Annotated in this window: 27 protein-coding genes and 1 riboswitch; of the genes, 13 read left to right on the forward strand and 14 right to left on the reverse strand. The window is 73.5% G+C overall.

Annotated features, from left to right (window positions below; all coding sequences use genetic code 11):
- Positions 1-40 precede the first annotated feature (40 nt).
- The gene (locus JT1_RS14580) at positions 41-802 is read left to right on the forward strand and encodes a HEAT repeat domain-containing protein (protein WP_068328002.1); all 762 of its coding nucleotides are present in this window, start codon (positions 41-43) and stop codon (positions 800-802) included.
- Between the two features lie 6 nt (positions 803-808).
- On the opposite strand, the gene JT1_RS14585 is transcribed toward JT1_RS14580, so the two are convergent.
- The 7 genes from JT1_RS14585 to JT1_RS14615 form a co-directional block, all read right to left on the reverse strand.
- Complete coding sequence (locus JT1_RS14585) at positions 809-2,224, reverse strand: dihydrolipoyl dehydrogenase family protein (RefSeq protein WP_068328007.1); 1,416 nt, start codon at positions 2,222-2,224, stop codon at positions 809-811.
- A gap of 30 nt (positions 2,225-2,254) precedes the next feature.
- Positions 2,255-2,677 (reverse strand): ankyrin repeat domain-containing protein, encoded by a 423-nt coding sequence (locus JT1_RS14590; RefSeq protein WP_068328010.1) that lies wholly within the window; start codon positions 2,675-2,677, stop codon positions 2,255-2,257.
- Between the two features lie 23 nt (positions 2,678-2,700).
- Positions 2,701-3,891, reverse strand: coding sequence for a winged helix DNA-binding domain-containing protein (locus JT1_RS14595; protein WP_068328013.1), 1,191 nt, complete (start codon positions 3,889-3,891; stop codon positions 2,701-2,703).
- 1 nt (position 3,892) lies between these two features.
- Complete coding sequence (locus tag JT1_RS14600; RefSeq protein ID WP_068328016.1) at positions 3,893-4,537, reverse strand: class I SAM-dependent methyltransferase; 645 nt, start codon at positions 4,535-4,537, stop codon at positions 3,893-3,895.
- Positions 4,538-4,569: 32 nt separating this feature from the next.
- Positions 4,570-5,616: a DNA polymerase IV gene (locus tag JT1_RS14605; protein WP_068328019.1), complete on the reverse strand. Its 1,047-nt coding sequence runs from the start codon at positions 5,614-5,616 to the stop codon at positions 4,570-4,572.
- Positions 5,617-5,639: 23 nt separating this feature from the next.
- Positions 5,640-6,641: a C40 family peptidase gene (locus tag JT1_RS14610; protein WP_068328021.1), complete on the reverse strand. Its 1,002-nt coding sequence runs from the start codon at positions 6,639-6,641 to the stop codon at positions 5,640-5,642.
- A riboswitch (cyclic di-AMP (ydaO/yuaA leader) is annotated at positions 6,639-6,826 on the reverse strand. (Overlaps the previous gene by 3 nt.)
- An 88-nt stretch (positions 6,827-6,914) precedes the next feature.
- Positions 6,915-7,589: a GTP pyrophosphokinase gene (locus tag JT1_RS14615; RefSeq protein WP_068328023.1), complete on the reverse strand. Its 675-nt coding sequence runs from the start codon at positions 7,587-7,589 to the stop codon at positions 6,915-6,917.
- 82 nt (positions 7,590-7,671) lie between these two features.
- Between JT1_RS14615 and JT1_RS14620 the strand changes: the two genes are divergently transcribed.
- Entirely contained in the window at positions 7,672-8,079 is a 408-nt protein-coding gene (locus JT1_RS14620) for an NUDIX hydrolase (protein ID WP_082807697.1), read from the forward strand.
- A 15-nt stretch (positions 8,080-8,094) separates the two neighbouring features.
- On the opposite strand, the gene JT1_RS14625 is transcribed toward JT1_RS14620, so the two are convergent.
- Complete coding sequence (locus JT1_RS14625; protein ID WP_169702022.1) at positions 8,095-8,478, reverse strand: hypothetical protein; 384 nt, start codon at positions 8,476-8,478, stop codon at positions 8,095-8,097.
- A 91-nt stretch (positions 8,479-8,569) separates the two neighbouring features.
- Here JT1_RS14625 and JT1_RS14630 point away from each other — a divergent pair, with 91 nt between their 5' ends.
- Together JT1_RS14630 and JT1_RS14635 are read left to right on the forward strand one after the other, a co-directional pair.
- Positions 8,570-9,589 (forward strand): pyridoxal-phosphate dependent enzyme, encoded by a 1,020-nt coding sequence (locus tag JT1_RS14630; RefSeq protein WP_068328028.1) that lies wholly within the window; start codon positions 8,570-8,572, stop codon positions 9,587-9,589.
- Positions 9,586-10,752, forward strand: a complete 1,167-nt coding sequence (locus JT1_RS14635; protein WP_211596855.1) for an amidohydrolase — start codon at positions 9,586-9,588, stop codon at positions 10,750-10,752. The genes JT1_RS14630 and JT1_RS14635 overlap by 4 nt, the downstream gene beginning before the upstream one ends.
- Positions 10,753-10,779: 27 nt before the next feature.
- Here the strand turns inward: JT1_RS14635 and JT1_RS14640 are convergent, their stop codons facing one another.
- Positions 10,780-11,415 (reverse strand): maleylpyruvate isomerase family mycothiol-dependent enzyme, encoded by a 636-nt coding sequence (locus JT1_RS14640; protein ID WP_068328030.1) that lies wholly within the window; start codon positions 11,413-11,415, stop codon positions 10,780-10,782.
- Positions 11,416-11,493: 78 nt separating this feature from the next.
- On the opposite strand from JT1_RS14640, the gene JT1_RS14645 reads away from it, so the two are divergent.
- The 4 genes from JT1_RS14645 to JT1_RS14660 all read left to right on the forward strand — a co-directional run bounded on the left by JT1_RS14645 (position 11,494) and on the right by JT1_RS14660 (position 15,042).
- Positions 11,494-11,991 (forward strand): MarR family winged helix-turn-helix transcriptional regulator, encoded by a 498-nt coding sequence (locus tag JT1_RS14645; RefSeq protein WP_255218335.1) that lies wholly within the window; start codon positions 11,494-11,496, stop codon positions 11,989-11,991.
- 39 nt (positions 11,992-12,030) lie between these two features.
- The gene (locus tag JT1_RS14650; RefSeq protein ID WP_068328033.1) at positions 12,031-13,068 is read left to right on the forward strand and encodes an NAD(P)-dependent alcohol dehydrogenase; all 1,038 of its coding nucleotides are present in this window, start codon (positions 12,031-12,033) and stop codon (positions 13,066-13,068) included.
- 118 nt (positions 13,069-13,186) lie between these two features.
- Positions 13,187-14,362 (forward strand): endonuclease, encoded by a 1,176-nt coding sequence (locus tag JT1_RS14655; protein ID WP_082807698.1) that lies wholly within the window; start codon positions 13,187-13,189, stop codon positions 14,360-14,362.
- Positions 14,363-14,367: 5 nt separating this feature from the next.
- The gene (locus tag JT1_RS14660) at positions 14,368-15,042 is read left to right on the forward strand and encodes a MerR family transcriptional regulator (RefSeq protein WP_174522860.1); all 675 of its coding nucleotides are present in this window, start codon (positions 14,368-14,370) and stop codon (positions 15,040-15,042) included.
- Here the strand turns inward: JT1_RS14660 and JT1_RS14665 are convergent.
- Together JT1_RS14665 and JT1_RS14670 are read right to left on the reverse strand one after the other, a co-directional pair.
- Positions 15,031-16,341, reverse strand: coding sequence for an MFS transporter (locus JT1_RS14665; protein WP_255218336.1), 1,311 nt, complete (start codon positions 16,339-16,341; stop codon positions 15,031-15,033). The two genes, JT1_RS14660 and JT1_RS14665, sit on opposite strands and share 12 nt — an antisense overlap.
- Positions 16,341-17,567: a M20 metallopeptidase family protein gene (locus JT1_RS14670; protein ID WP_068328038.1), complete on the reverse strand. Its 1,227-nt coding sequence runs from the start codon at positions 17,565-17,567 to the stop codon at positions 16,341-16,343. Before JT1_RS14670 ends, JT1_RS14665 begins: the two co-directional genes overlap by 1 nt.
- A gap of 120 nt (positions 17,568-17,687) precedes the next feature.
- Between JT1_RS14670 and JT1_RS14675 the strand changes: the two genes are divergently transcribed.
- Genes JT1_RS14675 through JT1_RS14695 form a run of 5 tightly spaced genes read left to right on the forward strand, consistent with a single transcriptional unit; the run spans position 17,688 to position 23,353 of the window.
- A complete protein-coding gene (locus JT1_RS14675; RefSeq protein ID WP_068328049.1) occupies positions 17,688-18,719 on the forward strand; it encodes an Lrp/AsnC family transcriptional regulator in 1,032 nt (343 codons plus the stop codon).
- Between the two features lie 12 nt (positions 18,720-18,731).
- Entirely contained in the window at positions 18,732-19,994 is a 1,263-nt protein-coding gene (locus tag JT1_RS14680) for a glutaminase (protein ID WP_068328061.1), read from the forward strand.
- The gene (locus JT1_RS19005) at positions 19,995-20,693 is read left to right on the forward strand and encodes an alpha/beta hydrolase (RefSeq protein ID WP_068328064.1); all 699 of its coding nucleotides are present in this window, start codon (positions 19,995-19,997) and stop codon (positions 20,691-20,693) included.
- Between the two features lie 12 nt (positions 20,694-20,705).
- Positions 20,706-22,088 carry an FAD-binding oxidoreductase gene (locus JT1_RS14690; RefSeq protein ID WP_068329337.1) on the forward strand — a complete coding sequence of 461 codons (1,383 nt, stop codon included), beginning with the start codon at positions 20,706-20,708 and terminating at the stop codon, positions 22,086-22,088.
- Positions 22,085-23,353, forward strand: coding sequence for an SAM-dependent methyltransferase (locus JT1_RS14695; protein ID WP_068328066.1), 1,269 nt, complete (start codon positions 22,085-22,087; stop codon positions 23,351-23,353). The genes JT1_RS14690 and JT1_RS14695 overlap by 4 nt, the downstream gene beginning before the upstream one ends.
- 13 nt (positions 23,354-23,366) lie before the next feature.
- Here JT1_RS14695 and JT1_RS14700 read toward each other — a convergent pair whose 3' ends face one another.
- From JT1_RS14700 to JT1_RS14710, 3 genes are all read right to left on the reverse strand, one after another.
- Entirely contained in the window at positions 23,367-24,161 is a 795-nt protein-coding gene (locus JT1_RS14700) for a GTPase domain-containing protein (RefSeq protein ID WP_068328071.1), read from the reverse strand.
- Positions 24,162-24,163: 2 nt separating this feature from the next.
- A complete protein-coding gene (locus JT1_RS14705) occupies positions 24,164-24,385 on the reverse strand; it encodes a mycoredoxin (RefSeq protein ID WP_068329341.1) in 222 nt (73 codons plus the stop codon).
- A gap of 85 nt (positions 24,386-24,470) precedes the next feature.
- On the reverse strand, positions 24,471-24,989 hold the full coding sequence (locus tag JT1_RS14710; protein WP_068328074.1) for a SprT-like domain-containing protein: 519 nt from the start codon (positions 24,987-24,989) through the stop codon (positions 24,471-24,473).
- Positions 24,990-24,997 lie beyond the last annotated feature (8 nt).

Below are 24,997 nucleotides of genomic sequence, written 5' to 3' on the forward strand. Positions count from 1 at the left end.
GCCGCCTGCCTCTCGCCGTCGCCCGGTAGCGTCGACGGCCATGAGCAGCAGCATCGAGCGGGCCCTGCGGGCCGCACGTCACGGGGACGCGTCGGTCCGCCAGCAGGCCGCGCTCCACCTCGGCACGTACGGCGACGCCTCGATCGCCGCCGAGCTCGTGGAGCTGCTCGTGGGCGAGGCGGACTTCTACGTCCGCGAGACGCTCACCTGGGCCGTCGTCACCCGCGCCGAGGCGACGTACCCGTTGCTCCTCGTCGAGCTCGACGGTGACGGACCCGCCCGCGTGCAGGTGCTCCACGCGTTGAGCAAGATCCGCAACCCGCAGTCCGTCGCCGCGATCCTGCCACTCACCGACGACGAGGACGACGCGGTGGCCGCCAAGGCCTGGTGGGCGCTCGGACGCATCGGCACCCCGGGAGCGGTGGCGACGCTCATCGGGCACCTCGGTGTGGAGGACACGTTCCGTCGGCGCGAACTGACCCGCGCCCTCGAGCAGGCCGGAGGGGCAGCCGTCGAGGGGCTCGCCCAGCGACTCCGCGAGGACCCCGTCCCGTCGGTGCGGCGCCACGCCGCCGAGGCGCTGCTCGGCATCGGCGAGCCGGCAGCCCGTCCGGCCGCCTCGGCCCTCTTCCACGTCATCGAGCACGACGACAAGGAGGTCGTGCTCCCGGCGATCGAGGCCCTCGCCGAGCTGGACCTGCCCGACGTCGACGCGACCCTGCAGGGACTGCGCGACGGTGATGACGCCTGGCTGTCGATCACGGCCGGCTGGCTGCTCGCCGACCGCGCCGACCGGGCCTGAGCCGGGTCAGCCGGCAGCCCGTCGCAGCTCGTGCGGCAGCTCCTCGAGCAGCCGCAACCAGACCTCGCTGGCGTCCGGGAAGCTCGGGACCGCGTGCCGCAGCACGTGGACCGGCACCCGGCCGGTGATCGCGACCGTCGCCGCGTGCAGGAGCTGGCCGGCGTCCGTGCCCACGAAGGTCGCGCCGAGCACGAGCCGGCTGTCCCGGTCGACGACGAGCTGCGCCGCGCCCGGTGCGTCGTCGCGCAGCAACGCCGCGCCGGCGACCTGGTCGAAGGGGACCTTCGCGACGACCACGTCATGGCCGGCCTCGACCGCCCGGGCCTTCGTCAGGCCGACCCGCGCCACCTGCGGGTCGGTGAAGACGACCTGCGGCACCGGCACGTCCTCGGGCACGGGCACGGGATCGACCCCACCGGCGGTCGACGCGATGCGGTCGCCGAGGACGCGTGCGCGGTACTTGCCCCAGTGGGTGAGGGGGGCTTCCCCGCTGGCGTCGCCGACCGCGTGCAGCCAGTCCGGCAGGCGCCCGTCGAGGACGTCGTCGGGGCCGAGCCCGACCGCGTCCAGGCCGAGGTCATCCAGGCGTGGGCGGCGGCCCGTCGCGACGAGCACCTCGTCCGCCTCGATGGACCCGTGGTCCGTCACGACCGTGACCGGGCCGCCGTGGACGCGCCCGACGCCGGTGTCCCTCGCGTCGGAGCGGTGGCACGCGGTGACCGACGTCGACAGGCGCAGGTCGACCCCCTTCGCCCGCAGGGCCGCCTCGATCATGGTGCCGGCGAAGGGCTCCTGGCCCTCGAGCAGGCCGGCGCCGCGGACGACGAGCGTCACCCGGCTCCCGAGCGCGGTCAGCCAGGTCGCGGCCTCGCAGGCGACGACCCCGCCGCCGATGATGACGAGGCGGTCGGGGACCTCGGTCACGGCGGTCGCGTCGCGCGACCCCCACGGGCGGACGTCGGCGAAGGGGGCCGGGACCACCGGCGCGCTCCCGGTGGCGATGACGACCGCGCGCCGAGCGCGCAGTCGCTGGGTGCCGTCGACGCCGTCGACCTCCACCTCGCGGTCGGCGACGAGGCGCGCGTGGCCGCGGACGGTCGTGATGCCGAGTCCCTCGGCCCAGGTCACCTGCCCGCTGTCGTCGCGGCCGCCGACCCAGGTGTCGCGGCGGGCGAGCAGGCCCGCGGGCTCGACCTCGGCGGTGCCCACCCCCTCGAGGTGGGCGGTCGCGTCGGCGACGGCGACCGGCCGCAGCAGCGCCTTGCTCGGGATGCACGCCCAGTACGAGCACTCACCGCCGAAGAGCTCGCCCTCGACGAGGGCCGCGGTGAGGTCGGTGTCCTCGATGGCGTACTGCGCGGCGTTCTCACCGACGGGGCCGGCGCCGATGACGACGACGTCGTACTCGTGGACCTCGGGCATGTGGGCTCCTTGGCTCGTCGTGGAAGGGGGTCAGACCGGCGGCAGCAGGTCGGCTCGGTCGAACATCTGCGCGGTGGCGCGGGCGGAGGGCGTGCCCGCGTCGGGGTCGGCCCCGTGGTCGAGGAGTGCGGCGACCACCTCGGTCTCGGCCTTGAAGACGGCACCGGCCAGGGGTGACTGACCGCGGCCGTTGACGCGGTCGACGTCGGCGCCGCGGTCGGCGAGGTCGCGCACCAGCGGGGCGTGCCCGTGGTACGCCGCGAGCATGAGCAGCGTGTTGCCCGCCTCGTCGGCGAGGTCCACGGGGGCGCCGGCCTCGAGGTAGGGCACGAGCCCGGCAGCGTCGCCGGCCCGGGCCAGGTCGAGGAGACGGTGGGCCAGCTGGACCGCTTCGTCGCGGGGCTGGTCGGCCCCGGTCGCTGCCGCGTACGCGTCGTCGATCTCGTCGCTCATGCGCCCAGTCTGCCGGGTGCGGGTCAGGGGAGGGGTTCGCCCTTCATCAGTGCCGAGGCGTAGACGTTGGCGATCCGCACGCCGTCGAGCCAGGCCGTCAGGCGCTCGGCCTCGAGCGCCAGCGCCCCCCGCGCCTCGCTCCCTGGGTCGACCCCCGGGCACTCGACGACCGACACGACACCGTCCTCGTCCTGCACCCACGCGCCGACGACCCGGCCGTCCCACCAGGCGGTCGTGCCGCCGTTGCCGTTGCTGTCGAAGAGCCACCGCCGGTGGTCCGGGTCGAGGTGGTGGTCGCGCTCCTTCCACCCCATCGTCGTCGGGTCGAGCGTCGGCAGCAGGGCCGCCCACGGCCCGACCTCGGGGGCGGGCTCGACGTCGTCGGGCAGCACCCACCCGGTGCGGTCGCGCTCCAGGGCGACCTCGACCGCGCCGACCGTCGCCAGGGCGGTGCGGGTCGCTCCCTTCGTCGCGCCGAGCCACCACTGGACGTCCTCCAGCGTGCCCGGCCCGAACCGCGCCAGCCAGCGCCGCACGAGCTCTGCGTAGGCCGCGTCGAGCGGCAGCGGCGCGACGGGTCCGCCGAGCCAGGCGTCCATGAGGGTCCACGCGGGCTTCGACAGCCGCCAGTGGCCGGCGTTGGGCCCGCGGGTGACCTTGCCCTCCGCCCCGAGCCAGCCGAGGACGCGCGGCGCGAGGTTGAAGGTACCGCCGTACCGCTTGCCCTCGTTGACCGTGATGGCCCCGGCGAGCTCGGGCAGCGCCTCGCGCAGCTCCTTGGCGCTCATCGCCCCGCCGCCGGACAGGTGCGCGAGGACCGCCGCGCCCGCTGCGTCGAGCCACGCACCGCCGTCGCCGGCGACCCCGTGCCTGGCGGCGTCGCGGGAGACCAGGCGGCGCTGCTCGGGCGCGATGCGTCCGACGGCGACCCCGAGCGCGGCGGGCAGCAGGTCGCGGGGGAAGGCGAAGAGGGTGCGACGCATCGCCAGCTGCTTGACGAGGCTGCGGTCGGTGTACATGGCCTCGTCCACGGCGAAGGGGGTGACCCCCGACGTCCGTGCGCCGACCGCCAGGTGGACGGTCGCCGCCTCGGTCGCGTGCAGGCAGACGACGGACCGGGCCGCGGTGACGGGGTCGCTCGCCCGGTGGGCGGGATGCAGCCCGTGCCGGGTCGCGAGCCGCGCTCGCCGCTCGCGGTCGTCGACCAGCCGCACCTCAGGCCTTGCGGGCGACCGCGAGGAAGACCGGGTAGTCGCGGCCCTGCTTGAGCACGGTGCCGGCGTCGCCGACCCGCACCTCGGTGAGGCCAGCGGCGCCGAGCCGGGTGGCGAGGTCCTCGCGGGAAAAGCCGTGGTGGCCGTCGAAGTCGCCGTCGTGGAAGCTGCCGTCCTCGCGGTCGAGGTCGGCGATGCACAGGTGGCCCCCGTCCTCGAGCACCTCGGCGAAGGCGGCGAGGACGCGGTCGAGGTCGTGCACGTGGTGCATGACGTTGGAGGTGACGACGAGGTCGAAGCGCTCGGACGGCACGGGATGGGCTTCCAGGTCGAGGTCCCACACCCGGGTCGGCGAGGGGAGGACCCCGTCCGCGACCTTGTCGGCGAGGACCTGCCGCATCCCGGAGGAGTTGTCGGCGAGGGTGATCGTCGGCTCGGTGAGGGACTCCAGCAGCGCGATGGTCACCAGGCCGGTGCCGGCGCCGTACTCGAGGAGCTTGGTGCGGGGTGCGAGCGGGACGGCCTCGGCGATGGCGGCAGCCACCTCACCGGACTGCCGGATCTTGTCCGGGTCGTCGTCCCAGGTCGCCGCCTTGTCGTCGAAGCGCCTGCTGCCGGGGTGGTCGTGTCGCGCGTCGTGGCCCATGGGACCACCCTGCCAGCGACCGGGGACAGCCGTCACCGGTCGTAGCCGCCCTCCGGCGGCACCATCTCGCCGCGCACGCCGAGCAGCCGCACCGGCCGCTCGTCGTCGAGCGCCCGGTAGAGGTCCATCGCCGTCCCCGCGACGACCGCGGGGTCGAAGGTCGGCTCGGCCAGCTTGCGCACCCGCACGACCGTGAAGAAGGGGGCGAAACGCACCTTGAGGTGGACGCGGGCGCAGGCCCTCCCTTCGCCCTGCAGGTCCGTGACGACCTGCTCCGCGAGGGCGCGCAGGGCGGCCTCGATCGTCTCGGGGCCGACGAGGTCCTGCTGGTAGGTCATCTCGTGGCCATGCGCGCGGGCGACCCACGGGGTGTCGTCGACCTGCGAGCTGCCCTCGCCGCGGCCGAGAGCGAGCACGTGCGGCCCGGTGCGCGGACCGAGCTCGGCGACGAGCCCGTCCACGTCCGCGGCGGCGAGCTCGGCGACGGTCCGCAGCCCGAGGCCCGCCAGGCGCGTCCCGGTCCGCGGGCCGACACCCCAGAGCGCGGTCGTGGGTCGTGCCCCCATGACCTCGAGCCAGTTCCCGCGGGTGAGCCGGAAGATGCCCCGCGGCTTGCCGAAGTCAGTCGCGGTCTTGGCCCGCACGCGGGTGTCGCCGATCCCGACCGAGCAGTGCAGGCCGGTCGCGGCGAGGACCGCGTCGTGGATCTCCCGGGCGACCGCCTCGGGGTCATCCGTCTCGATCCCGACGAAGGCCTCGTCCCAGCCGAGCACCTCGACGACGGCACCCGGCACGGCGCGAAGGGTGTCCATCACCCGTCGCGACGCGGCCTCGTACACGGGGAAGTCGACGGGGAGGAAGACGGCGTCGGGGCACTTGCGCACGGCGATCTTCAGCGCCATGCCGGACCGGACGCCGTGCTCGCGCGCCTCGTACGACGCCGTCGAGACGACGGCCCGCTCGGTCGGGTCGCCGCGCCCGCCGACGATGACGGGCAGGCCCGCGAGCTCGGGTCGGCGCAGCATCTCGACGGCAGCGAGGAACTGGTCCATGTCGACGTGCAGTACCCAGCGCGTCATGTCCCCCCGAGGGGCGCGGCCGATCAGGCGCGGCCGTAGGAGACGGCGCTCGTCCAGATCGGGCGGTGCGTGGTGTCGACGCGCGAGTTGCCGGCGTCGTACATCTTGCCGTTGCCCGCGTAGATGCCCACGTGCCAGGCGGGCGAGCCGAAGAAGACGAGGTCCCCGGCCTTCGGCGAGGAGACACGGGTCGTCGACTGGCGCTGCTGCTCGGCCGTGCGCGGCAGGGAGGTGCCATGCTGGCGGAAGACGTAGCTGGTGAACCCCGAGCAGTCGAAGCCGGACGAGGGGCTCGTGCCGCCCATCCGGTAGGGGGTGCCGACGAGGCGCGAGGCGGTGCCGAGGACGTTGCCGCTCGAGATCGGGGTGCGCGCCGAGGTGCGCGAGGTGCGCTGCGGGGTGCTCGTGCGCTTGATGCCCATGGCGGACCCGGTGCGGGGACCGACGACTCCGTCGGCGGTCAGGCCGTGGCGGGCCTGCCAGCGCTTGACGGCCGCCTTGGTCCCGGCGCCGTAGACACCGTCGGCGGTGACGCCGACGACGCGCTGGACCTGCTTGACCAGCCCGCCGCGGTGACCCTGCCAGAGGGTGCCGGTGAAGCGGGACCGGGCGGGGGCGGCCGCCGCCCTCGTGCGGGTCGAGGTGCGTGTGGAACGGGTGGTCGAGCCCAGACGCATCTTGGTGCCGGTGCGTGCGCCGACGATGCCGTCCGCGGTCAGGCCGTGGCGGGCCTGCCAGCGCTTGACGGCGGCCTTGGTCGCGGGGCCGTAGACGCCGTCGGCGGTGACGCCGACGACGCGCTGGACCTGCTTGACCAGCCCGCCGCGGTGACCCTGCCAGAGGGTGCCCGTGAAGGTCGCGGTGGCCCCGGCCGACTGGACGGAGGGGGCGGCGGTGGCGGACGAGGCGCCGACCGTGGTGGTGCCGAGCCCGATGGCGGCGACGGCGAGGGCGGCGCCCGTGTGGCGCGCGAGGGGGTTGGTGGTCCTGGGGGCGCGGTGACGCCCGGCGTAGAACTTCGACATCGAACTCTCCTACGCCTGCGGAGTTAGCTGTCGGGTTGGAGTGGAGATCACCCCGCCCTGGCGGTCTGGTTCGACCGCCGAGGACTTCACCCCGAGGCACTGGGGCCGTGGATCTGGTGGGTCCCCCGCTCCTGCCACTCCTCCTCAGGGACTCACGGGCTGGCAGGACTCGGCGACCCGTGAGCGACCCCTCGTGTGGTGGGGTCGCGAGAAGACTAGGCCATCAGGACACGAAATGGTCACGGTGCCTGTGGATACTTCGGGCGCGCCTGCCTACGTGCCCCGCGGCGGCGGGTGCGGCTGCCCGTGCACCGCCCGGTGCAGCTCGGCCATCTCCTCGTCCATGCGCGCCGCGGTGACCGCGGCGTCGGCGATCCGCTGCCGCAGGTGGGGCGGGACGTCCCCTTCGTACTTGTAGAAGATCTTGTGCTCCGTGCTCGCCCAGAAGTCCATCGCGACGGTCCGGAACTGCACCTCCACGGGCACCTGCACCGGCCCTGAGGAGAGGAAGACGGGGATCTCGAGGATCACGTGGACCGAGCGGTAGCCGTTGGGCTTGGGGTGGGCGATGTAGTCCTTGACGACGCGCACGGTGATGTCCGCCTGCGCGGTGAGCGAGTCGACGAGCCGGTAGACGTCGGCGACGAAGGAGCAGATGACCCGCACCCCCGCGATGTCGGTGATGTGCTCACGCAGCGCGGAGATCTCGAGGTCGACACCCTGCCGGGCGGCCTTGTCGATGATGCTCTCGGGACTCTTGACGCGGGTCGAGATGTGCTCGATCGGGTTGTCGCGGTGCAGCTCGGCGAACTCCTCGCGCAGGATCTCCAGCCGTGTCGCGACGAGCTCCATGCCGAACCGGTAGCCGAGCATCATGCGGGTGAAGTCCTCGCGGATGCGGGCGAAGCGCTGCACCGCATCGGCGGGCAGGTCGACCGGGCTGGTCATGTCCCTCCTCCTGGCGTCCGGGATCGCGGACAGGGTAGGGACCCAGCCTGAGCGTCGGCCGGGACGGCCGTAGGGTGACGGCGTGGACCAGGGCCCGATCGTCGTGAGCGCGGTGGAGCTGCAGGATGCGGAAGGGAGCGTCCTCACCGTCCGCAAGCGCGGCACGACCTCCTTCATGCACCCTGGCGGCAAGCCCGAGGAGGGCGAGTCCGCGGCCGACTGCGCGATCCGTGAGGTCGCCGAGGAGCTCGGGCTGGCGCTCGACCCCGCGGACCTCGAGCTCGTCGCCGTCCACCACACCGATGCCGCCAACGAGCCCGGCCGGGCGCTCGTCGCGACCGTCTTCCGGCACCCGCACCTGACCTCCCTTCGCCGTCCGCGGATCACCCCGGCCGCGGAGATCGAGGAGGTGCGCTGGGTCGACCCGACGCAACCCCTGCCGGACGACTCGGCGCCGCTGCTGCACCTCGTGGTCGAGGCGCGTCGGTGACGTCCCGACGATCCGCTAGAGCGACAGGGCGACCCGGGCCAGGGCGAGCGGGATCCACACGATGGCGCCCACGACGACGAGCGTCAGCAGGCCGTGCAGGACGAGGAGCGGGCCCCACCGCAGCCACAGGTCACGGGCATCGCCGCGGCTCTCGGCGCGGAAGACCGACTGCTTCTGGCTGCGCACGATGCGCCCCCACTCGCCCCCTTCGTCGCGCATGAGCGGGGCCCAGAGGTCGCCCGCCGCGCGGGCCCGCGCGAAGTCGACGAGGACCCGCCGCGAGGTCACCCACCAGCCCCCGGCGAGCAGGGTCAGCAGGAGGAGGACCACGAGGGCGGCGAAGCCCCAGGCCGCCCACACGAAGAGGGTGAGCCGGGCGGTCTCGGGGTCATCGGGCACCCGCAGAGCGTAGGCCGTGGACCGGGCGAGCGGGTGGTGGCCGGGCGAGCCGCGCTGGACGTGGTGATCGGGTGCGGTCGATGCTGGCGGCATGAGCACCTGGAGGAGCAACCCCGCCGCCCGTGAGTGGACGGGCGGTGTCGTCCACGAGGGCGCGCGCGCGTTCCACCGCACCCTGCCCGGCTACGCGCCGACGCCCCTCGTCGACCTGCCGGCGCTCGCCGCGGAGCTCGGGGTCGCACGTGTCCTCGTCAAGGACGAGTCGCAGCGGCTCGAGCTCGCCGCCTTCAAGGTGCTCGGCGCCTCGTGGGCCTGCCACCAGGTGCTCGACAGGACACCCGGAGCACAGCTCGTCACCGCGACCGACGGCAACCACGGTCGGGCCGTGGCCTGGCTGGCGCGGCTGCTCGGGACGTCCTCGACGGTCTTCGTCCCGGCGGTCATGACAGCGGGGGCCGAGCAGCGCATCGTCGACCAGGGCGCCGAGGTGGTCCGGGCGGACGCGGACTACGACGAGACGGTCCGGGTGGCGGCGCGGTACGCCGCCGAGGACCCCCGGCGTGAGCTCGTCCAGGACACGGCCTGGCCGGGCTACGAGGACGTGCCCGGGTGGATCGTCGACGGGTACGACACGCTGCTGCTCGAGATCGACGAGCAGCTGGGTGGCGAGCCCGACCTCGTCGCCGTCGGGGTGGGCGTGGGGTCGCTCATCCAGGCCGTCGTCGCGCACTACCGGCGCGGCTCGTCGGTCCGGGTGCTCAGCGTCGAGCCGGACACGGCGGCGTGCGTCCTCGCCAGCTTGGAGGCGGGGGCGCCGGTCTCCGTCGAGACGGGCAGCACGGTCATGGCCGGCCTCAACTGCGGCACGGTCTCCACGCTCGCGTGGCCGGTGCTGCGCGACGGGTGCGATGCCGCGGTGACCGTGACCGACGAGGCCGCGCTCGCGGCCTCGCGGGACCTGGCCGCGCTCGGGATCTCGTCGGGCCCCTCCGGGTCGTCGACGCTCGCCGGGGTGCGCGCAGCGCTCCTCGACCCCGGTCGGCGCGCCGAGCTCGACCTGCCGGAGGACGCGACCATCGTCCTGCTCAGCACCGAGGGGATGCCGGCGTGAACCCCCTTCGCGTGGACGAGGAGCAGCTGCGGGCGTGGCGCCACCACCTGCACCGCCACCCCGAGACGGCCTTCGAGGAGGCCGTCACCTCCGACAGCGTGGCCGCCGTCCTCGCCGACCTCGGCTACGACGTCGTGCGGGGCCTGGGCGGGACCGGTCTCGTCGCCTCCCTGACGAAGGGGGAATCGCCGCGGGCCGTCGGGCTGCGGGCCGACATGGACGGGTTGCCGATCACCGAGGTCGCCGGCCGCGAGCACGGGTCCGCCACCACCGGTCGCATGCACGCCTGCGGGCACGACGGGCACATGGCGATGGTGCTGGGGGCTGCGGCGGCGCTCGCCTCCCAGGACTTCGACGGGACGGTGCGGATGGTCTTCCAGCCCGCGGAGGAACCCGGCCGGGGCGCGCAGTCGATGGTCGACGACCGACTCTTCGAGCGCTTTCCCGTCGACGCGATGTACGGGCTGCACAACATGCCGGGGATCCCGGCCGGTCACCTGCACACGCGGGCGGGTGGGTTCATGGCGAGCGAGGACGACTTCGAGATCGTCGTCACCGGCCGCGGCGGCCACGCCGCCCGGCCCCACGCAGTCGTCGACCCGCTCGTCGTGGGCGCCGAGATCGTGCTCGCGCTCCAGACGGTCGTCGCACGCAGCATCGACCCGGCGGCACCAGCAGTGCTGTCCTGCACGGGGTTCGTCACCGACGGGGCCCGCAACGCGATCCCGACGACCGTGCGGATCAGCGGGGACACGCGCAGCTTCGACCCCGCGGTGCAGGAGCTGCTCGAGCGGCGCATCCACGACCTCGCGACGGGCATCGCCGCCGCGCACGGGGCGAGAGCCGAGGTGACGTACACGCACGAGTTCGCGCCGACGCTCAACGACCCGGCAGCCGCCGCGCGGGCGGTGGCGGCGGCCCGTGCGGTCCTCGGCGCCGAGCGGGTGGACGGCGACTGCGACCCGGCCATGCCCAGCGAGGACTTCGGCGTCTTCGCCCGGCACGTCCCCGCGTGCTTCGTCTTCCTCGGCAACGGGACACAGCCCGGCCGTGGGGGGACCCCGTTGCACAGCAGCGACTACGACATCAACGACGACATCCTCGCCGACGGCGTGCGCTACCTCGTCGCGGTCGCGCTCGAGGAGCTGCGGCAGGCGCCGTGACGCGACGGGGACGCTCTTCGGGGAGGCTCAGGGACTGAGCGCCGCGACCCCGGGTCCGGTGACCCGTCCGAGGCCCGCCCGCCGGCCCGTGACGAGGAGGTAGAGGTCGGACATCGCGCCGGTGACCTCGGGGCCGCTGCCGTGGGACCAGTCGGTGTCGGTCGCCTGCAGGCGCACCCGGTCGAGAGGCAGGTGCTCGAAGACCTTGCCCTTCCTGCCCCCGGCCAGGTGCAGGGCGTGGTCGGCGGCCACCCGGAGGTGGTCGACGGGAAGGTCGGGGTCCAGCGCCAGCGGCAGCGCGATGTCGAGCGTGTGGGCGAGGAGGTCGAGGTGGACCTCGCGCACGCTGAGCCCGGGGAAGGTGCGGCGGTTGCCCACGAGCTGCTCCAGGCGGTCCACGAGCTGCTCCGGGGTGTGGCGCCGCGCGATCTCCCGGGAGCCCTCTCGGATCAGCCGGTTGATCCCGCCCGGGTGCCGCAGCGCCATCGCGGCCAGGGCCCCGTTGCCCATGAGCGGCATGGTCACGTGCGCGAGGACGTCCCGGACGGTCCAGCCCGTGCACAGCGAGCCCGTGGCCCACTGGGGTGCGGTGAGCGGCCGCACCAGGCCCGCGAGCCGGGTCCGGCCCTCGTCGACGGCCCTCCACATGCTCTCGGTGTCCATGGCCGTCCCCTCTCGCGACGTGATAGTACGATCATAGGACTACATCTGGTCCCTGAGGAGACCCACCAGGAGGTGCCCGTGCCCCGTGAGCTGCCGCTCGGCATGCTGATGTTCCTCGCCCACCGTGCGGCCGAGGACCGGGTCTTCGCGCGCCTCGCCGAGGCCGGGCACGACGACATCACCCGCGCGCAGGGGCGCCTGCTCGCCGGGATGGACGAAGGGGGGACCCGCCTCGTCGTCCTCGCCGAGCGCGCCCGGGTCGCCAAGCAGACCGCCGTCGCGCTCGTCGACCGCCTCGAGCGGGCGGGGTACGTCACGCGCGAGCTCGACCCGAGCGACGGACGCGCCCGACTCGTCGTGCTCACCGAGCGTGGCCGCGGGCTGATCCCGCACGCCCGCCGTGCGGAGGCCGAGACCGATGACGAGTGGACCGCCGTCCTCGGTGCCAGCCGTGCTCGCGCCCTGCGCGCCGCCCTCGACGACCTCCGCGACGTCGTCGACCCCGAGTCCGCACTGCCCCGGGGCAGTGCCGGGTCGGGAGCGGTCGTTTGGTCGCAGGGGGAGGGCAGGAGTTGACTGGGCGGGTCCCCCCTTCGTCGTCCGAGAGGAACCCCCGTGCGCACCGTGAAGGCATGGGCGGCCACGTCCGCCACCGCCCCCCTGTCCGCCACCACCATCGAGCGACGTGACGTCGGACCCAACGACGTCCTCATCGAGATCGCCTACGCCGGCATCTGCCACAGCGACATCCACACCGCGCGCAGCGAGTGGGGCCAGGCCCCGTACCCGCTCGTCGTCGGCCACGAGATCGCCGGCACCGTCGCCGAGGTCGGCTCCGACGTCACCCGGCACCGGGTCGGCGACCGCGTCGGCGTCGGCTGCCTGGTCAACTCCTGCCGCGAGTGCGATGCCTGCAAGGCCGGCAAGGAGCAGTACTGCCCGCAGTCGATCGGCACGTACAACGCGACCGACCGTGACGGCACCATCACCCAGGGCGGCTACTCGACGCACGTCGTCGTCACGGAAGACTTCGCGCTGAAGATCCCCGAGGGCCTGGACCTCGACGTCGCCGCGCCGCTGCTGTGCGCCGGCATCACGACGTGGTCGCCGCTGCGCCGCTGGGGGGTCGGTGAGGGCTCGAAGGTCGCCGTCGTCGGTCTCGGCGGCCTCGGCCACATGGGCGTGCAGCTGGCCGTCGCGCTCGGCGCCGACGTCACCGTGCTGTCCCAGTCGCTGAAGAAGCAGGAGGACGGCCTCGCGCTCGGCGCCACGGACTACCGCGCGACGAGCGACGAGTCGACCTTCGAGGACCTGGCCGGGCAGTTCGACCTCATCCTCAACACCGTGAGTGCGCAGCTGCCGATCCAGCGGTACCTCGGCCTGCTCGCGCCCGAGGGCACGCTCGTCAACGTCGGCGGCCCGGTCGAGCCCTTCGAGGTCCCGGCCTTCTCGCTCATCGCGGGCGGCCGCTCGCTCGCCGGCTCGAACATCGGCGGTATCCCCGAGACCCAGGAGATGCTCGACTTCTGCGCGGAGCAGGGCATCGGCGCCAAGATCGAGGTCATCTCCGCCGACCAGGTCAACGAGGCCTGGGAGCGGGTCGTCGCCTCGGACGTGCGCTACCGCTTCGTCATCGACGCGGCGACGATCTGATCCCGCGCCGGGGACGAAGGGGGAGAACCTCGACCCGTCCCTGACCAGGAGTTCACCCACCGGACCTCACGGGCGGTGAGGCTGGGCACACCCCAGCCCCCACCCGTGAGGTCCACCCATGTCCCGCATGCTCGCTCGGCTCGCCGGTGTCGGCGCCGCCGCGCTGCTCGTCGCCGTCCCGTCCCTCCCTTCGCAGGCCGTCACCCCGGCTGCACCCACCTCGGCCGTGGCCGTCGCGACCACCCTGCTCACCGTCGCCGACGCGATCGGCCGGCAGGACGGGTCGACCCAGACCGCGCGCGGGTACGTCGTCGGGCAGCCCACGGCGACCAGCACCGTCGTGCGCAGCGGCTTCCCCAACGACTACGCCCTGGCCATCGCGGCCAGCCCGTCCGAGACCGACACCGCGCGGATGCTCTACGTGCAGCTGCCGAGCGCGCTGCGCTCGCAGTGGGGGCTGGCGTCCAACCCCGACCGCATGGGCGACCAGATCGACGCGACCGGTGCGCTGTCGGCGTACTTCTCGCACCCGGGGATGAAGAGCACGAGCGCGATCTCGCCCGCGGGCGCGAGCGACCCCGGCGACCCGACCGACCCCGGCGAGCCGACCGACCCGGGCAGCTACTATGACGGGACCGCCGGCCTCACCGGCAGCCAGCTGGAGGCGCGGCTGCACCAGATCATCAGCAACAACCGGGTCCTGTCCTACGACCAGGTCTGGGACGGCATCAAGGACGTCGACGAGGACCCGCGCAACACCAACAACGTCGTCCTGCTCTACAAGGGCACGAGCTCACCGAAGTCGAACAACGGTGGGGGAGTGGACAACTGGAACCGTGAGCACGTGTGGGCCAAGAGCCACGGCGACTTCGGCACGACCGCCGGACCCGGCACGGACCTGCACCACCTGCGTCCGACGGACGTGACGGTCAACAGCGCCCGCGGCAACCTCGACTTCGACGACGGCGGCAGCGAGAGCACCGAGGCGCCCGGCAACTACTCCGACGGCGACTCCTGGGAGCCGCGGGACGCGGTCAAGGGTGACGTCGCCCGGATGATCTTCTACATGTCGGTGCGCTACGAGGTCGGCGACGTGGTCGACCTCGAGGTCAACGACCGCGTGGGCAACGGCTCCACCCCGTACATGGGGCGCGTCTCGGTGCTCAAGCAGTGGAGCCAGCAGGACCCGCCGGACGCCTTCGAGCAGCGCCGCAACGAGCGGATCCACGCCAACTGGCAGGGCAACCGCAACCCCTTCATCGACCACCCGGAGTGGGTCGAGTCGATCTGGTGAGGGGGTTGACCCGAGTCCTCCTCCCGCCCCGGCTCAGCGTCCGGATGCTGCGCCACTACGGCGATCACGGCATCCTCGTACCCGTCGAGGCAGCGCACGTGCGCCGACTGCGCGACGTGGGGTTCACGGTGTCCGCCATCTCGGTCCTCCTCGCCGCCCACGGCACCGAGACCTACCGTCAGGCGCTCGCCGTGCAGCGGGAGTCCCTCGGCGACGAGCTGCGCGCGGCCGTGGAGCGACTGGCCCTCATCAACCAGCTCCTCGACGAGGAGGGCTCCACCATGTCTGCCATCACCGTCACCCGCGAGACCATCCCCACCCGCACCGTCGTCGCCCTGCGCGGCACCGTGCCCGCCTACGACGAGGAGGGCCGGCTCTGGGCTGAGCTCATGCCGGAGATCGCCCGCCAGGGCATCATGCCGAGCGCCCCGTGCGGCGTCTTCGAGCACGACCCGGAGTACCGGGAGTCCGACCCGACGCTGTCAGGGCACCTGCACGCTCATCAGCGAGGCACACGCCCGCATCGGCGAGCTCGTCCGCTCCGAGGGGCTGACCCTCGCAGCTCGGGGAGGCGTCGACGACCCGGTCGCCGTCCTCGGCTTCAACCGGTACCTCGTCGACCCCTGGCAGGCCACGCCCGTGGAGTCCGTGACAGAGGTGTGCGTCCCTCACGCCTGTGAGCGCAGGTCCGTGCCCTTGGTCTCCTTCATCGTCAGGACGACGGCGGCCGAGACGAGCAGCATTGCGACGGAGTAGGTGACGAAGGCGTTGGGGCCGATCTCCTTGCCCATCCACGCCTGGAGGTAGGGCGCAGTCCCGCCGAAGAGGGCCACGGCGATCGAGTACGGGATGCCGACGCCGATGGTGCGGATCCGGGTGGGGAACATCTCGGCGAAGACCGCCGGCAGGATCGCGGCCGCCGCGGCGACGAAGACCAGCGCCACGATCATCGACACGGCGAGCTGGACGGCGGAGTCCTGGAGGTAGGAGTTCAGCGGGAAGGACACCGCGGCCATCCCCAGTGCGCTGGCCATGAAGACCGGCTTGCGGCCGATCCGGTCCGACAGGGCACCCCACGCCGGCAGGATCGCGATGAAGACGAGGTTGGCGACGACACCGGCCCACAGGGCGTGCTGGGCGTCGATGCCGAGGGTGGCGATCGCGTGCGCGGGGGCCGCGATGGCCCACGTGTAGAAGGCGATCGTCAGGCCGACCGTGAGGCCGATGACCTTGGCGGCGGAGGCCCGGTGGGTCCAGATCTCGGACCAGAGGCTCGGCCCGCCGTCCGCGGTGGGCTCGATCTCCGCCTCGAAGTGCACGGTCTCGTGCATCCGGCTGCGCATGACGAGCGCGTAGATGCCGAAGAGCCCGCCGATGACGAAGGGGATGCGCCACCCGTACGACTGCATGTCCGCCGTCGAGAGCATCCCGGTGAGGACGACGCCGACGAGCACGCCGAGGACGTTGCCGAGGGTGCCCGAGACGTAGATGAGGCTCGCCCACAGGCCGCGGTTGTGGTTGTCGGCGAACTCCGAGACGTAGGTCTGCGCCGACGGCAGCTCGCCGCCGTGCGCGAGGCCCTGGATGAGCCGGGCGAGGACGAGGACGAGGGAGGCGAAGACCCCGATCTGCCCGTAGGTCGGCGCGACCGCGATGAGGATGCTGCCGAGGGCCGCGGCGCCGACGGTCGCGGCCATGGCGAACTTGCGCCCCCGCCTGTCGGAGATCCAGCCGAAGAGGAAGCCGCCGAAGGGGCGGGCGGCGAAGCCCACCGCGAAGACGATGAGCGTCGACAGGAAGGCCGACACCGGGTCGTCGGGGTTGAAGAACTGGGTCGCGAAGAAGGGGGAGAAGATCGCGAAGATCCCCCAGTCGAACCACTCGAGGGCGTTGCCGACGCCGGTGCCGACGACGGTCTTGGCCCGGCTCTGCTGCGGCGTCGCGGGGGCGGTGGTCGGGGTGGTCATGGGGGTGGACATCAGGCGCTCCTGGCGGGGGTGGTCTCGAGCCGTCGGGTGGCGAGCTCGGCAAGCAGGGCGGCGCCGTCCGGGAGGACGGAGTCGTCGAAGTCAGCCCGGGGGCTGTGGTTGTAGGGGGCGGTGGCCGGGTCGGCGCCCCGGCGGGTCGCACCGAGGCCGATGAAGCTGCCCGGCACCTCGTCGAGGACCCGGGAGAAGTCCTCGGACCCGGTGAGCGGGTGGGTCATCTCCTCGCCCCGTCTCTCGCCGAGCAGCTCGGTGATCGTGGTGGCGGCGAAGGCGGTCTCGTCGACGTCGTTGACGGTCACCGGGTACTCGGCCTCGAACCGGACGGTCACCTCGACGCCGTGTGCGTGGGCGATGCCCTCCAGCAGACGGGGGACTGCGGTGACGAGCAGCTCGCGGGTCCGGGCGGAGAAGGTGCGCACGGTCGCGTCGAAGGAGGCGGTGTCGGGGATGACATTGCGCCGCGTCCCCGCCTCGAGCCGTCCGACGGTGATGACGGCGGGGTCGAAGACGTCGACCTGCCGGGTCACGAGGGTCTGCAGCGCGGTGACCATCTCGGCGACGGCCACGACCGGGTCCTGGGCCAGGTGCGGCGCCGAGCCGTGACCGCCGGCGCCGTGCACCTCGACGAAGAGGCCGTCGGAGGCGGCGAGCATCGGCCCCGGCCGGGTGCGGAACTGCCCGGCGGGGTCGAGCGAGGAGAAGACGTGCAGCCCGTAGGCGGCCTCGACCCGTCGGCCGGAGGCGTCCAGGACGCCCTCGCGGACCATGTGCGCGGCGCCGTCCCAGCCCTCCTCGCCGGGCTGGAACATCAGGACGACGTCACCGGCGAGGCGGTGGCGCCGGTCGGCGAGCAGGTGGGCGGCGCCGACGAGCATCGCGGTGTGCAGGTCGTGCCCGCAGGCGTGCATCGCCCCGTCCACCCGGGAGGCGAAGGGGAGGCCCGTCGCCTCCTGCACCGGCAGCCCGTCCATGTCGGCGCGCAGCAGCACGGCCGGGGCGGCCCCCTTCGTCCCGTCGTGGACGGTGCCGCGTAGGACGGCGGTGACCGAGGTCGTCGAGCGCCCGGTGGTGATCTCGAGCGGGAGGCCGCCGAGGGCGGCGAGGACCCGGTCGCGGGTCCGGGGCAGGGTGAGCCCGATCTCTGGCTCGCGGTGCAGGTCGCGGCGCAGACGGGTCATCTCATCGCGCAGCGTGCCGGCGTCGTCCAGCAGGGTCATGTGGTTCCTCCGGCGTCGTTGCTCGGTCCCTGGGGCTGCCGACCAGTGTGGGATCCTCGAGCGCAACGAGCGGTTAGACGTACGGATTCGTGACGTCAGCCGGAGGATCGAGGAGGATCTGTGCAGACGACGGCCTTCGACGAGCTGGACCTGCAGCTCCTGCACGGGCTGCAGATCGCCCCGCGGGTGCCGTGGGCGCAGGCCGCCCGCATCCTCGGCACCAGCCCGGTCACGCTCATGCAACGGTGGGACCGGCTGCGCCGCGAGGGGCTCGCCTGGGTCGTGACCCACCCGTCCGGGGAGGGCGGCGGGGTGCTCACCGCCTTCGTCGAGGTCGACCTGGAGCCCGGCCGGCACGCCGGGGCGCTCGCGGCTCTGATGCGCGACCCGCGGGCCCTGTCGATCGAGCAGAGCGCTCGCGGTCGCGACCTGCTCGTCACCGTCATGGCTCGGGACCTCACCGCCCTCGGGGGCTACCTCCTGGACGAGCTGCCCGCCCTGCCCGGGGTGCAGCGGCAGCGGACCTCGCTCGCGCTGCAGATCCACCGCCAAGGGCGCGACTGGCGCCTCCAGTCGCTCGACCAGGCCCAGCGCGAGGGCTTCGCGAGCGCCCGGCGCCAGACCCCCCCCGGACCGGCCACCATGCCGCGCGACCCCGGGCCGATCATCGAGGCGCTCGTCGCCGACGGGCGGGTCGGCGCCGCGGAGATCACCCGCGCGACCGGCCGCAACCCGGCGACCGTCCGGCGCCACCTCGCGCGGGTCATCGCGACGGGGGAGCTGGCCTTCCGCTGCGAGATCGCGCAGGACCCGACGCTCTGGGCGCTGCACTGCACGTGGTTCGCCCGGGTGCCCGAGGAGGCCAAGGAGCGCACGGTCGCCGCACTGACCACCCTCCCCGAGCTGCGGCTGTGCGTGTCCACGACGGGGGAGAGCAACCTGCTCGTGTCCGTGTGGGCGCGCTCGCCGTCCGACCTCATGCGCCTGGAGCGGCTGCTCGCCGACCGCCTGCCATGGCTCGCGCTCGTCGAGTCGGTCGTCATGCTGCGCACGCTCAAGCGCTTCGGGTGGCTCGTCGACGACCGCGGCCGCGCGACGGGCGAAGTCGTCGCGCCCGTCGTCATCGGCGACGAGCGGCGCCCCGGTGCGTGACAGGATCGGGACATGCACTCCCCCGTGCCCGACTACCTGACCGAGGTCGCGCAGGCGTGCTCCGCGACCCGCACGGGCGAGCCCGCCACGTACATCCCTGAGCTCGCCACCGTCGACCCCGACCTCTTCGGCGTCGCCATGGCCACCGTCGACGGGACGCTCTACTCCGTGGGCGACGCCCGGCGGGAGTTCACGATCCAGTCGATCTCCAAGGCCTTCGTCTACGGGCTGGCCGTCCGCGAGCTGGGGTTCGAGGCGGTGCTGGCGAAGGTCGACGTCGAGCCGTCCGGTGACCCCTTCGACGAGCTCTCGCTCGAGCCCACGACCGGGCGACCGCGCAACCCGATGATCAACGCCGGCGCGATCACGACCCACGCGCTCGTCGGCGGGCCGGACGCCAGCCCGATGGGGCGCTTCGAGGCGATCCACGGGCTGCTGTGCGACCTCGCCGGGCGCGAGCTCGCCGTCGACGACGACGTGTGGCGCTCCGAGATGGACACCGCCCACCGCAACCTGGCGATCGCCCACCTGCTGCGCAGCCACGACATCATCACCGACTCGCCCGAGGACGTCGTCTCCGCCTACGCCCGCCAGTGCTCCGTGCTCGTCACGGCAGAGGACCTCGCGATGATGGCCGCGACCCTGGCCAACGCCGGCGTGCAGCCGGTGACCGGCAAGCGGGTCTTCAGCGGCGGCCAGGTGCGCCACCTCCTGTCCGTGATGCTCACCTGCGGCATGTACGACTCGGCCGGTGACTGGGTCTCCTCCGTCGGCATCCCCGCCAAGAGCGGTGTCGGCGGCGGCATCATCGGGGCCCTGCCCGGCCAGGTCGGCATCGCGACGTTCTCCCCGCGGCTCGACGCGCACGGCAACAGCGTGCGCGGCGTCGAGGTCTTCGAGCGGCTCTCGCGCGACATGGGCCTGCACCTCATGGAGGTCGCGCCGCCCGCCCGCTCGGTCGTCCACGCGACCCGGGTGGTCGGCAGCGGCGAGGACGCGGTGCGCGTCTTCGAGCTCTCCGGCACGATCGGGTTCACCGGCGCCGAGCGCGTGCTGCGCCGGCTCGCCGAGGACCCGCCGGCCGAGCGGCTCGTCGCCGTCGACCTGGGAGGGGTGCACTCCCTCGAGGGCCCCGCCCGCGTCATGCTCCTCGAGGCGATCCGCCGCCTGCGTCTCGACGGCCACGAGGTCTACCTCATCGACACCGAGGGCGTGCTGCCCGACGCCGACCCGGGCGACGGGCGCCTGCTCGAGCAGCTCCCCGCGGAGCTGTAGATGCTGCGGCGCCTGATCTACCCCGTCCCGCCGTACACAGCCACCGACCACGAGACGACGAAGGGGGGCACCCACCTCCTCCATCGCCCCGCGCCGGAAGGGGGTCGCACGATCGTCTACCTGCACGGCAACGGCTCCGACCTCGCCTCCGTCGCGCCGCTCGCGGGCCTCTTCGCCCGGTACCACCTGGGCTTCGCGGCGGTGGAGTACCCCGGCTACGGGCCGGCCGCCGGGACCCGGACCAGCCAGCGCGCGATCCTCGCAGCGGCCCACGACGGGCTGGCCCACCTGGCCCTGCCGGCCGAGCGCACCGTGCTCGTCGGCGAGTCGCTCGGGTCCTCCGTCGCGGCCCACCTCGCGGCCGACGGCGTCCTCGACGACGCGGAGGGCACCGGTCGCCTCGTGCTCGTCTCGCCCTTCACCTCGATGGTCGCCATGGTGCGTCGTGTCGTGCGGGTCTTCCCCCGCCAGCTCGTGCCGGACCGCTGGGAGACCGATGCCGTCGTCGGGCGCATCGGTGTCCCGACCCTCCTCGTCCACGGGGAGCGGGACACGCTCGTCCCGCCGGCGATGAGCGAGGCGCTCGCCGGGTCGATCGGCGAGGTGCGCCGGGTGGTGGTCCCCGGACGGACGCACAACGACCTGTGGGAGGCGCCGAGCGAGTGCCTCGACCTCGTCGCGGACTTCGCCCGGGTCTAGGATGTCGGCGTGATGCAGGTCACCGGTTGGCCCGCCCACGAGGCGGCCGTCCAGCGGCTCGTCCGTTCGCATGCCGGGATCCCGACCGGGTCGTCCGTGCGCCTGGCGAAGCAGACGTCCAACCTCTTCCGTCCCCGAGCCGAGACCGGCGCCCCAGGTCTCGACGTCTCGGGCCTGACCGGGGTCATCGAGATCGGCGCCGACGGGCGCACCGCGCAGGTCCAGGGCATGTGCACCTACGAGGACCTCGTGGCCGCGACGCTGCCGCACGGGCTCATCCCCCTCGTCGTCCCGCAGCTGCGCACGATCACCCTCGGTGGTGCGGTCACCGGCCTGGGCATCGAGTCGACGAGCTTTCGCAACGGCCTCCCGCACGAGTCGGTCCTCGAGATGGACGTGCTCACCGGCTCCGGCGAGGTCGTCACCGCACGGCCCGACGGCGAGCACGCCGACCTCTTCGCGGCCTTCCCCAACTCCTACGGCTCGCTCGGCTACGCCACCCGGCTGCAGATCGAGCTCGAGCCGGTCCCCGCGAGGGTCGCCCTGCGGCACCTGCGCTTCGGCGACGTGGACGCGCTCGCCGAGGCGCTGGAGCGCATCGTCACCGAGCGCGAGCACGAAGGGGTGCGGGTCGACGGGCTCGACGGGGTCGCCTTCGCGCCCGACGAGCTCTACCTGACCCTCGCGACGTGGACCCACGAGACGGGGTCGACGAGCGACTACACCGGGCAGCGCATCTACTACCGCTCGCTGCGGGAGCGCTCCACCGACCTGCTGACGATGCACGACTACCTGTGGCGGTGGGACACCGACTGGTTCTGGTGCTCGCGGGCCTTCGGCGCGCAGCACCCGCTCGTGCGCCGGCTGTGGCCGCGGCGCCGGCGCCGCTCCGACGTCTACCACCGGCTGGTCGCCTGGGACCGGCGCCTGGGTCTCGTCGACCGGCTCGACCGGTGGGCCGGGCGGCCCCAGCGGGAGCGGGTCATCCAGGACGTCGAGGTGACCGTCGACCGGCTGGCCGACTTCCTGCGGTGGTTCGACGCCGAGGTGGGCATGCGACCGGTCTGGCTGTGCCCCCTTCGTCTGCGCGAGGGGCCCGACGGCCCGCGCACGTGGCCGTCCTACCCGCTCCAGCCGCGCACGACGTACGTCAACGTCGGGTTCTGGGGGACCGTGCCGGTCGGCGACGACGCGCCGCAGGGACCGACCAACCGGGCCGTCGAGGCCGAGCTCGGCCGGCTCGGCGGCCACAAGTCGCTCTACTCGGAGGCCTACTACTCCCGCGACGAGTTCGACCGCCTGTACGGCGGTGACGACCTCGCGCGGGTCAAGGCACGCTACGACCCGGACGACCGCCTGGTCGCCCTGTACGACAAGGTGGTGCACCGCAGATGAGCGTGATGAGGATCGCCGACGCCCTCGCCGGCTACCTGCCCGAGGGGATGCCGGTCCGCTTCACGGCGTACGACGGCAGCACGGCGGGACCGGAGGACGCCCCCTTCCACATCGAGCTGCGGACCGAGCGGGGGCTGGCCTACCTCATGACGGCGCCCGGCGACCTGGGTGTCGCCCGCGCGTACATCACCGGCGACCTCGCGGTGACCGGTTGCCACCCCGGCGACCCGTACCCGGTCCTCGACCTCATGTCGAGCACCGCACGCTGGCGCACCCCGGGCCCGCGGCAGGCCGTCGAGCTCGTCCGCGGCCTCGGGGTCCGACACCTCGCCCCGCCGCCGCCCCCGCCGCAGGAGCACCTGCCGCGCTGGCGCCGGGTCGTCGAGGGCGTGCGGCACAGCCGGACCCGCGACGCCGAGGTGATCCATCACCACTACGACGTGTCCAACCGCTTCTACGAGCTGGTCCTCGGGCCGTCGATGACCTACACCTGCGCGGTCTACCCGACCCCCGACGCGACGCTCGAGGAGGCCCAGCACGCCAAGTACGAGCTCGTCGCGCGCAAGCTCGCGCTGCGGCCCGGGTCGCGGCTGCTCGACGTCGGCTGCGGCTGGGGCGGCATGGTGCTGCACGCGGCGCGCGAGCACGGCGTGCGCGTCCTCGGGGTGACGCTCTCGCGCGAGCAGGCGGACTGGGCGCGCGCGGCCATCGAGCGCGAGGGGCTCGGTGACCTCGCCGAGGTCCGGCACATGGACTACCGGGACGTCTCCGCGCGCGACTTCGACGCGGTGAGCTCGATCGGCCTGACCGAGCACGTCGGCATCGCCAACTACCCCGCCTACTTCGGCTTCCTGCGGGACCGGCTCCGGCCGGGCGGGCGCCTGCTCAACCACTGCATCACCCGCCCGCACAACCGCCCCGTGCGCACCGGCGCCTTCATCGACCGCTACGTCTTCCCCGACGGCGAGCTCGCCGGGGTCGGCACGATCGTCGCGGCCGTGCAGGACGTCGGCCTCGAGGTGCAGCACGCCGAGAACTTCCGCCTGCACTACGCCAGGACGCTCGCCGCGTGGAATGCCAACCTCGTCGCGCACTGGGACGAGGCCGTCGCCGAGGTCGGCGAGGACACCGCCCGGCTGTGGGGGCTGTACATGGCCGGCTCGCGGGTGGGCTTCGAGCGCTACGACGTCCAGCTCGACCACGTGCTCGCGACCAAGGTCGCAGATCGTGGGGCGAGCGACTACCCGCTGCGTCCGGACTGGTGAGGGACGCGTCCGGTCAGAGGTGACCGGCGAGCTGGGCCATGCGCGCCTCGAGGGCAGTGAGCAGGGCGGAGCAACGCCTGGTGTCGTCCTTGCGCGCGGCCTTGCTGCCGGACTGGTCCGGCTCGCTGCACATCGGCAGCACGTCGACGGAGAGCCGGGCGCCGCCGGCGAGCGAGCGCAGCTCGTCGAGCTTGTCGGCGAAGGGGGAGCCGCTGCCGGGGGAGTAGTAGCGCACCGCCTCGTCGACGTCATCGGGGTAGAGGTCGGTCTTGGTGACGACGATGATCAGCCACACCGGCTTGTCGCGGCGCAGCGCCATCGAGGCGATGCGGTGGGCGGTGATGACCCAGTCCTCGAGCTCGGCCGCGAGCTGCTCCTCGCGCGTGGCGAGCGCGCTGCCGCTCGTGCCGGCCGTGCGGCGCGGGGTGGCGTAGCCGTTGGCGACGACGTGCATGACCCCGTCGACCGGGTCGTCGTGGAAGACGTCGTCGAGGGCACCGAGCCGGGTCGCGGCGTTGTCCCCGGGGACGACGCGGAAGCGGAACCCACGACCCTTGGCCGAGCGGCGGGTGCGGCGCTCCATCGTCGCGGAGCCGACCTCCACGGTGCTCTGGGCGGAGGCGCGCCGGGCGAGCCGGTCGGCCAGGCGCGTCTTGCCGACACCGGTCATGCCGGTGACCGCGACGGTCGGGAAGCGGCCGCGCAGGAGGTGGCCCAGCTGGTGCGGGGCCCCGGAGAGTGCGGTGAGGGCGCCCCCGGCGAGGCTCGTGCCGACGGCCGTGCGGGTCGCGGAGGAGAGGCGCGCCATGGTCAGCCGAGCGCCTTCTTGACGTCGGCCAGCGAGGGGTTGGTCGCCGACGAGCCATCGGGGTAGAGCACCGTCGGCACCGTCTGGTTGCCGGCGTTGATCGTCTCGACGAGCTCGGCGGTGCCGGGCGTGTCCTCGATGTTGATCTCGGTGTAGCCGATGCCCTCGCGGTCCAGCTGGGACTTCAGGCGGCGGCAGTAGCCGCACCACGAGGTCGAGAACATCGTGACCGTGCCGTCAGTGGGCAGGTCGACTCCGGGGGGCAGGATCTCGCGCACGTTCACGACTCCAGCCAACCACGTTTCGTCCTCAACCCTTCCCTCGGGCACGGCCCTCGATGGCCGCGAGCTCCCTCACGTAGGTGGCCAGCATCGGGGTCGGGCGACCCCGGTGGGTCCATGTGAAGACCGCTCCCGGGTCGAAGCGGCGGCTGCACTCACGGCAGGACAGGACCCGACTCGGCCGGCGGTGGCGCTCGACGCGGTGCCCCGCGGGGCAGGTCCCCACCCAGGCCCCGGGGATCGTCGGGGCATCCTCCGGCAGGCAACGGTCGGGCTGGGCGCCGACCTGCACCGCCATCGCCCGCCAGCGCGGCCCGTGGCCCGCCCGCGGACCGACGAGGGCGTGGGCGATCTCGTGCAGGACGGTGTCGCGCACCTGCTCCCGGGTGTGCAGGAGGGTGAGCGGGGCGCTCAGCCCGATCGTCGACGTCGAGGCGCGGCACACGCCCGCCCGCTTCTTGGCGCGGTCGAGGACGAGCTGCCAGTCCGCCAACCCGTGCTCGTCCATGAGCGCCCGCGCCATCGTGCGCGCTTCCCCGAGGTCCATGGCAGGCG

The sequence above is a fragment of the Janibacter terrae NBRC 107853 genome (assembly GCF_001591405.1).
GTDB lineage: Bacteria > Actinomycetota > Actinomycetes > Actinomycetales > Dermatophilaceae > Janibacter > Janibacter terrae.

Coding starts and splice junctions, on each gene's coding strand:
- JT1_RS14600 (WP_068328016.1), bottom strand. CDS start 4,537: ATGGGCCACGACGCGCGACACGACCACCCCGGCAGCAGGCGCTTCGAC.
- JT1_RS14640 (WP_068328030.1), bottom strand. CDS start 11,415: ATGGACACCGAGAGCATGTGGAGGGCCGTCGACGAGGGCCGGACCCGG.
- JT1_RS14695 (WP_068328066.1), top strand. CDS start 22,085: ATGAGCGTGATGAGGATCGCCGACGCCCTCGCCGGCTACCTGCCCGAG.
- JT1_RS14690 (WP_068329337.1), top strand. CDS start 20,706: ATGCAGGTCACCGGTTGGCCCGCCCACGAGGCGGCCGTCCAGCGGCTC.
- JT1_RS14705 (WP_068329341.1), bottom strand. CDS start 24,385: ATGTTCTCGACCTCGTGGTGCGGCTACTGCCGCCGCCTGAAGTCCCAG.
- JT1_RS14610 (WP_068328021.1), bottom strand. CDS start 6,641: ATGTCGAAGTTCTACGCCGGGCGTCACCGCGCCCCCAGGACCACCAAC.
- JT1_RS14710 (WP_068328074.1), bottom strand. CDS start 24,989: ATGGACCTCGGGGAAGCGCGCACGATGGCGCGGGCGCTCATGGACGAG.
- JT1_RS14580 (WP_068328002.1), top strand. CDS start 41: ATGAGCAGCAGCATCGAGCGGGCCCTGCGGGCCGCACGTCACGGGGAC.
- JT1_RS14590 (WP_068328010.1), bottom strand. CDS start 2,677: ATGAGCGACGAGATCGACGACGCGTACGCGGCAGCGACCGGGGCCGAC.
- JT1_RS14630 (WP_068328028.1), top strand. CDS start 8,570: ATGAGCACCTGGAGGAGCAACCCCGCCGCCCGTGAGTGGACGGGCGGT.
- JT1_RS14680 (WP_068328061.1), top strand. CDS start 18,732: ATGCACTCCCCCGTGCCCGACTACCTGACCGAGGTCGCGCAGGCGTGC.
- JT1_RS14585 (WP_068328007.1), bottom strand. CDS start 2,224: ATGCCCGAGGTCCACGAGTACGACGTCGTCGTCATCGGCGCCGGCCCC.
- JT1_RS14665 (WP_255218336.1), bottom strand. CDS start 16,341: ATGTCCACCCCCATGACCACCCCGACCACCGCCCCCGCGACGCCGCAG.
- JT1_RS14655 (WP_082807698.1), top strand. CDS start 13,187: ATGTCCCGCATGCTCGCTCGGCTCGCCGGTGTCGGCGCCGCCGCGCTG.
- JT1_RS19005 (WP_068328064.1), top strand. CDS start 19,995: ATGCTGCGGCGCCTGATCTACCCCGTCCCGCCGTACACAGCCACCGAC.
- JT1_RS14605 (WP_068328019.1), bottom strand. CDS start 5,616: ATGACGCGCTGGGTACTGCACGTCGACATGGACCAGTTCCTCGCTGCC.
- JT1_RS14670 (WP_068328038.1), bottom strand. CDS start 17,567: ATGACCCTGCTGGACGACGCCGGCACGCTGCGCGATGAGATGACCCGT.
- JT1_RS14700 (WP_068328071.1), bottom strand. CDS start 24,161: ATGGCGCGCCTCTCCTCCGCGACCCGCACGGCCGTCGGCACGAGCCTC.
- JT1_RS14615 (WP_068328023.1), bottom strand. CDS start 7,589: ATGACCAGCCCGGTCGACCTGCCCGCCGATGCGGTGCAGCGCTTCGCC.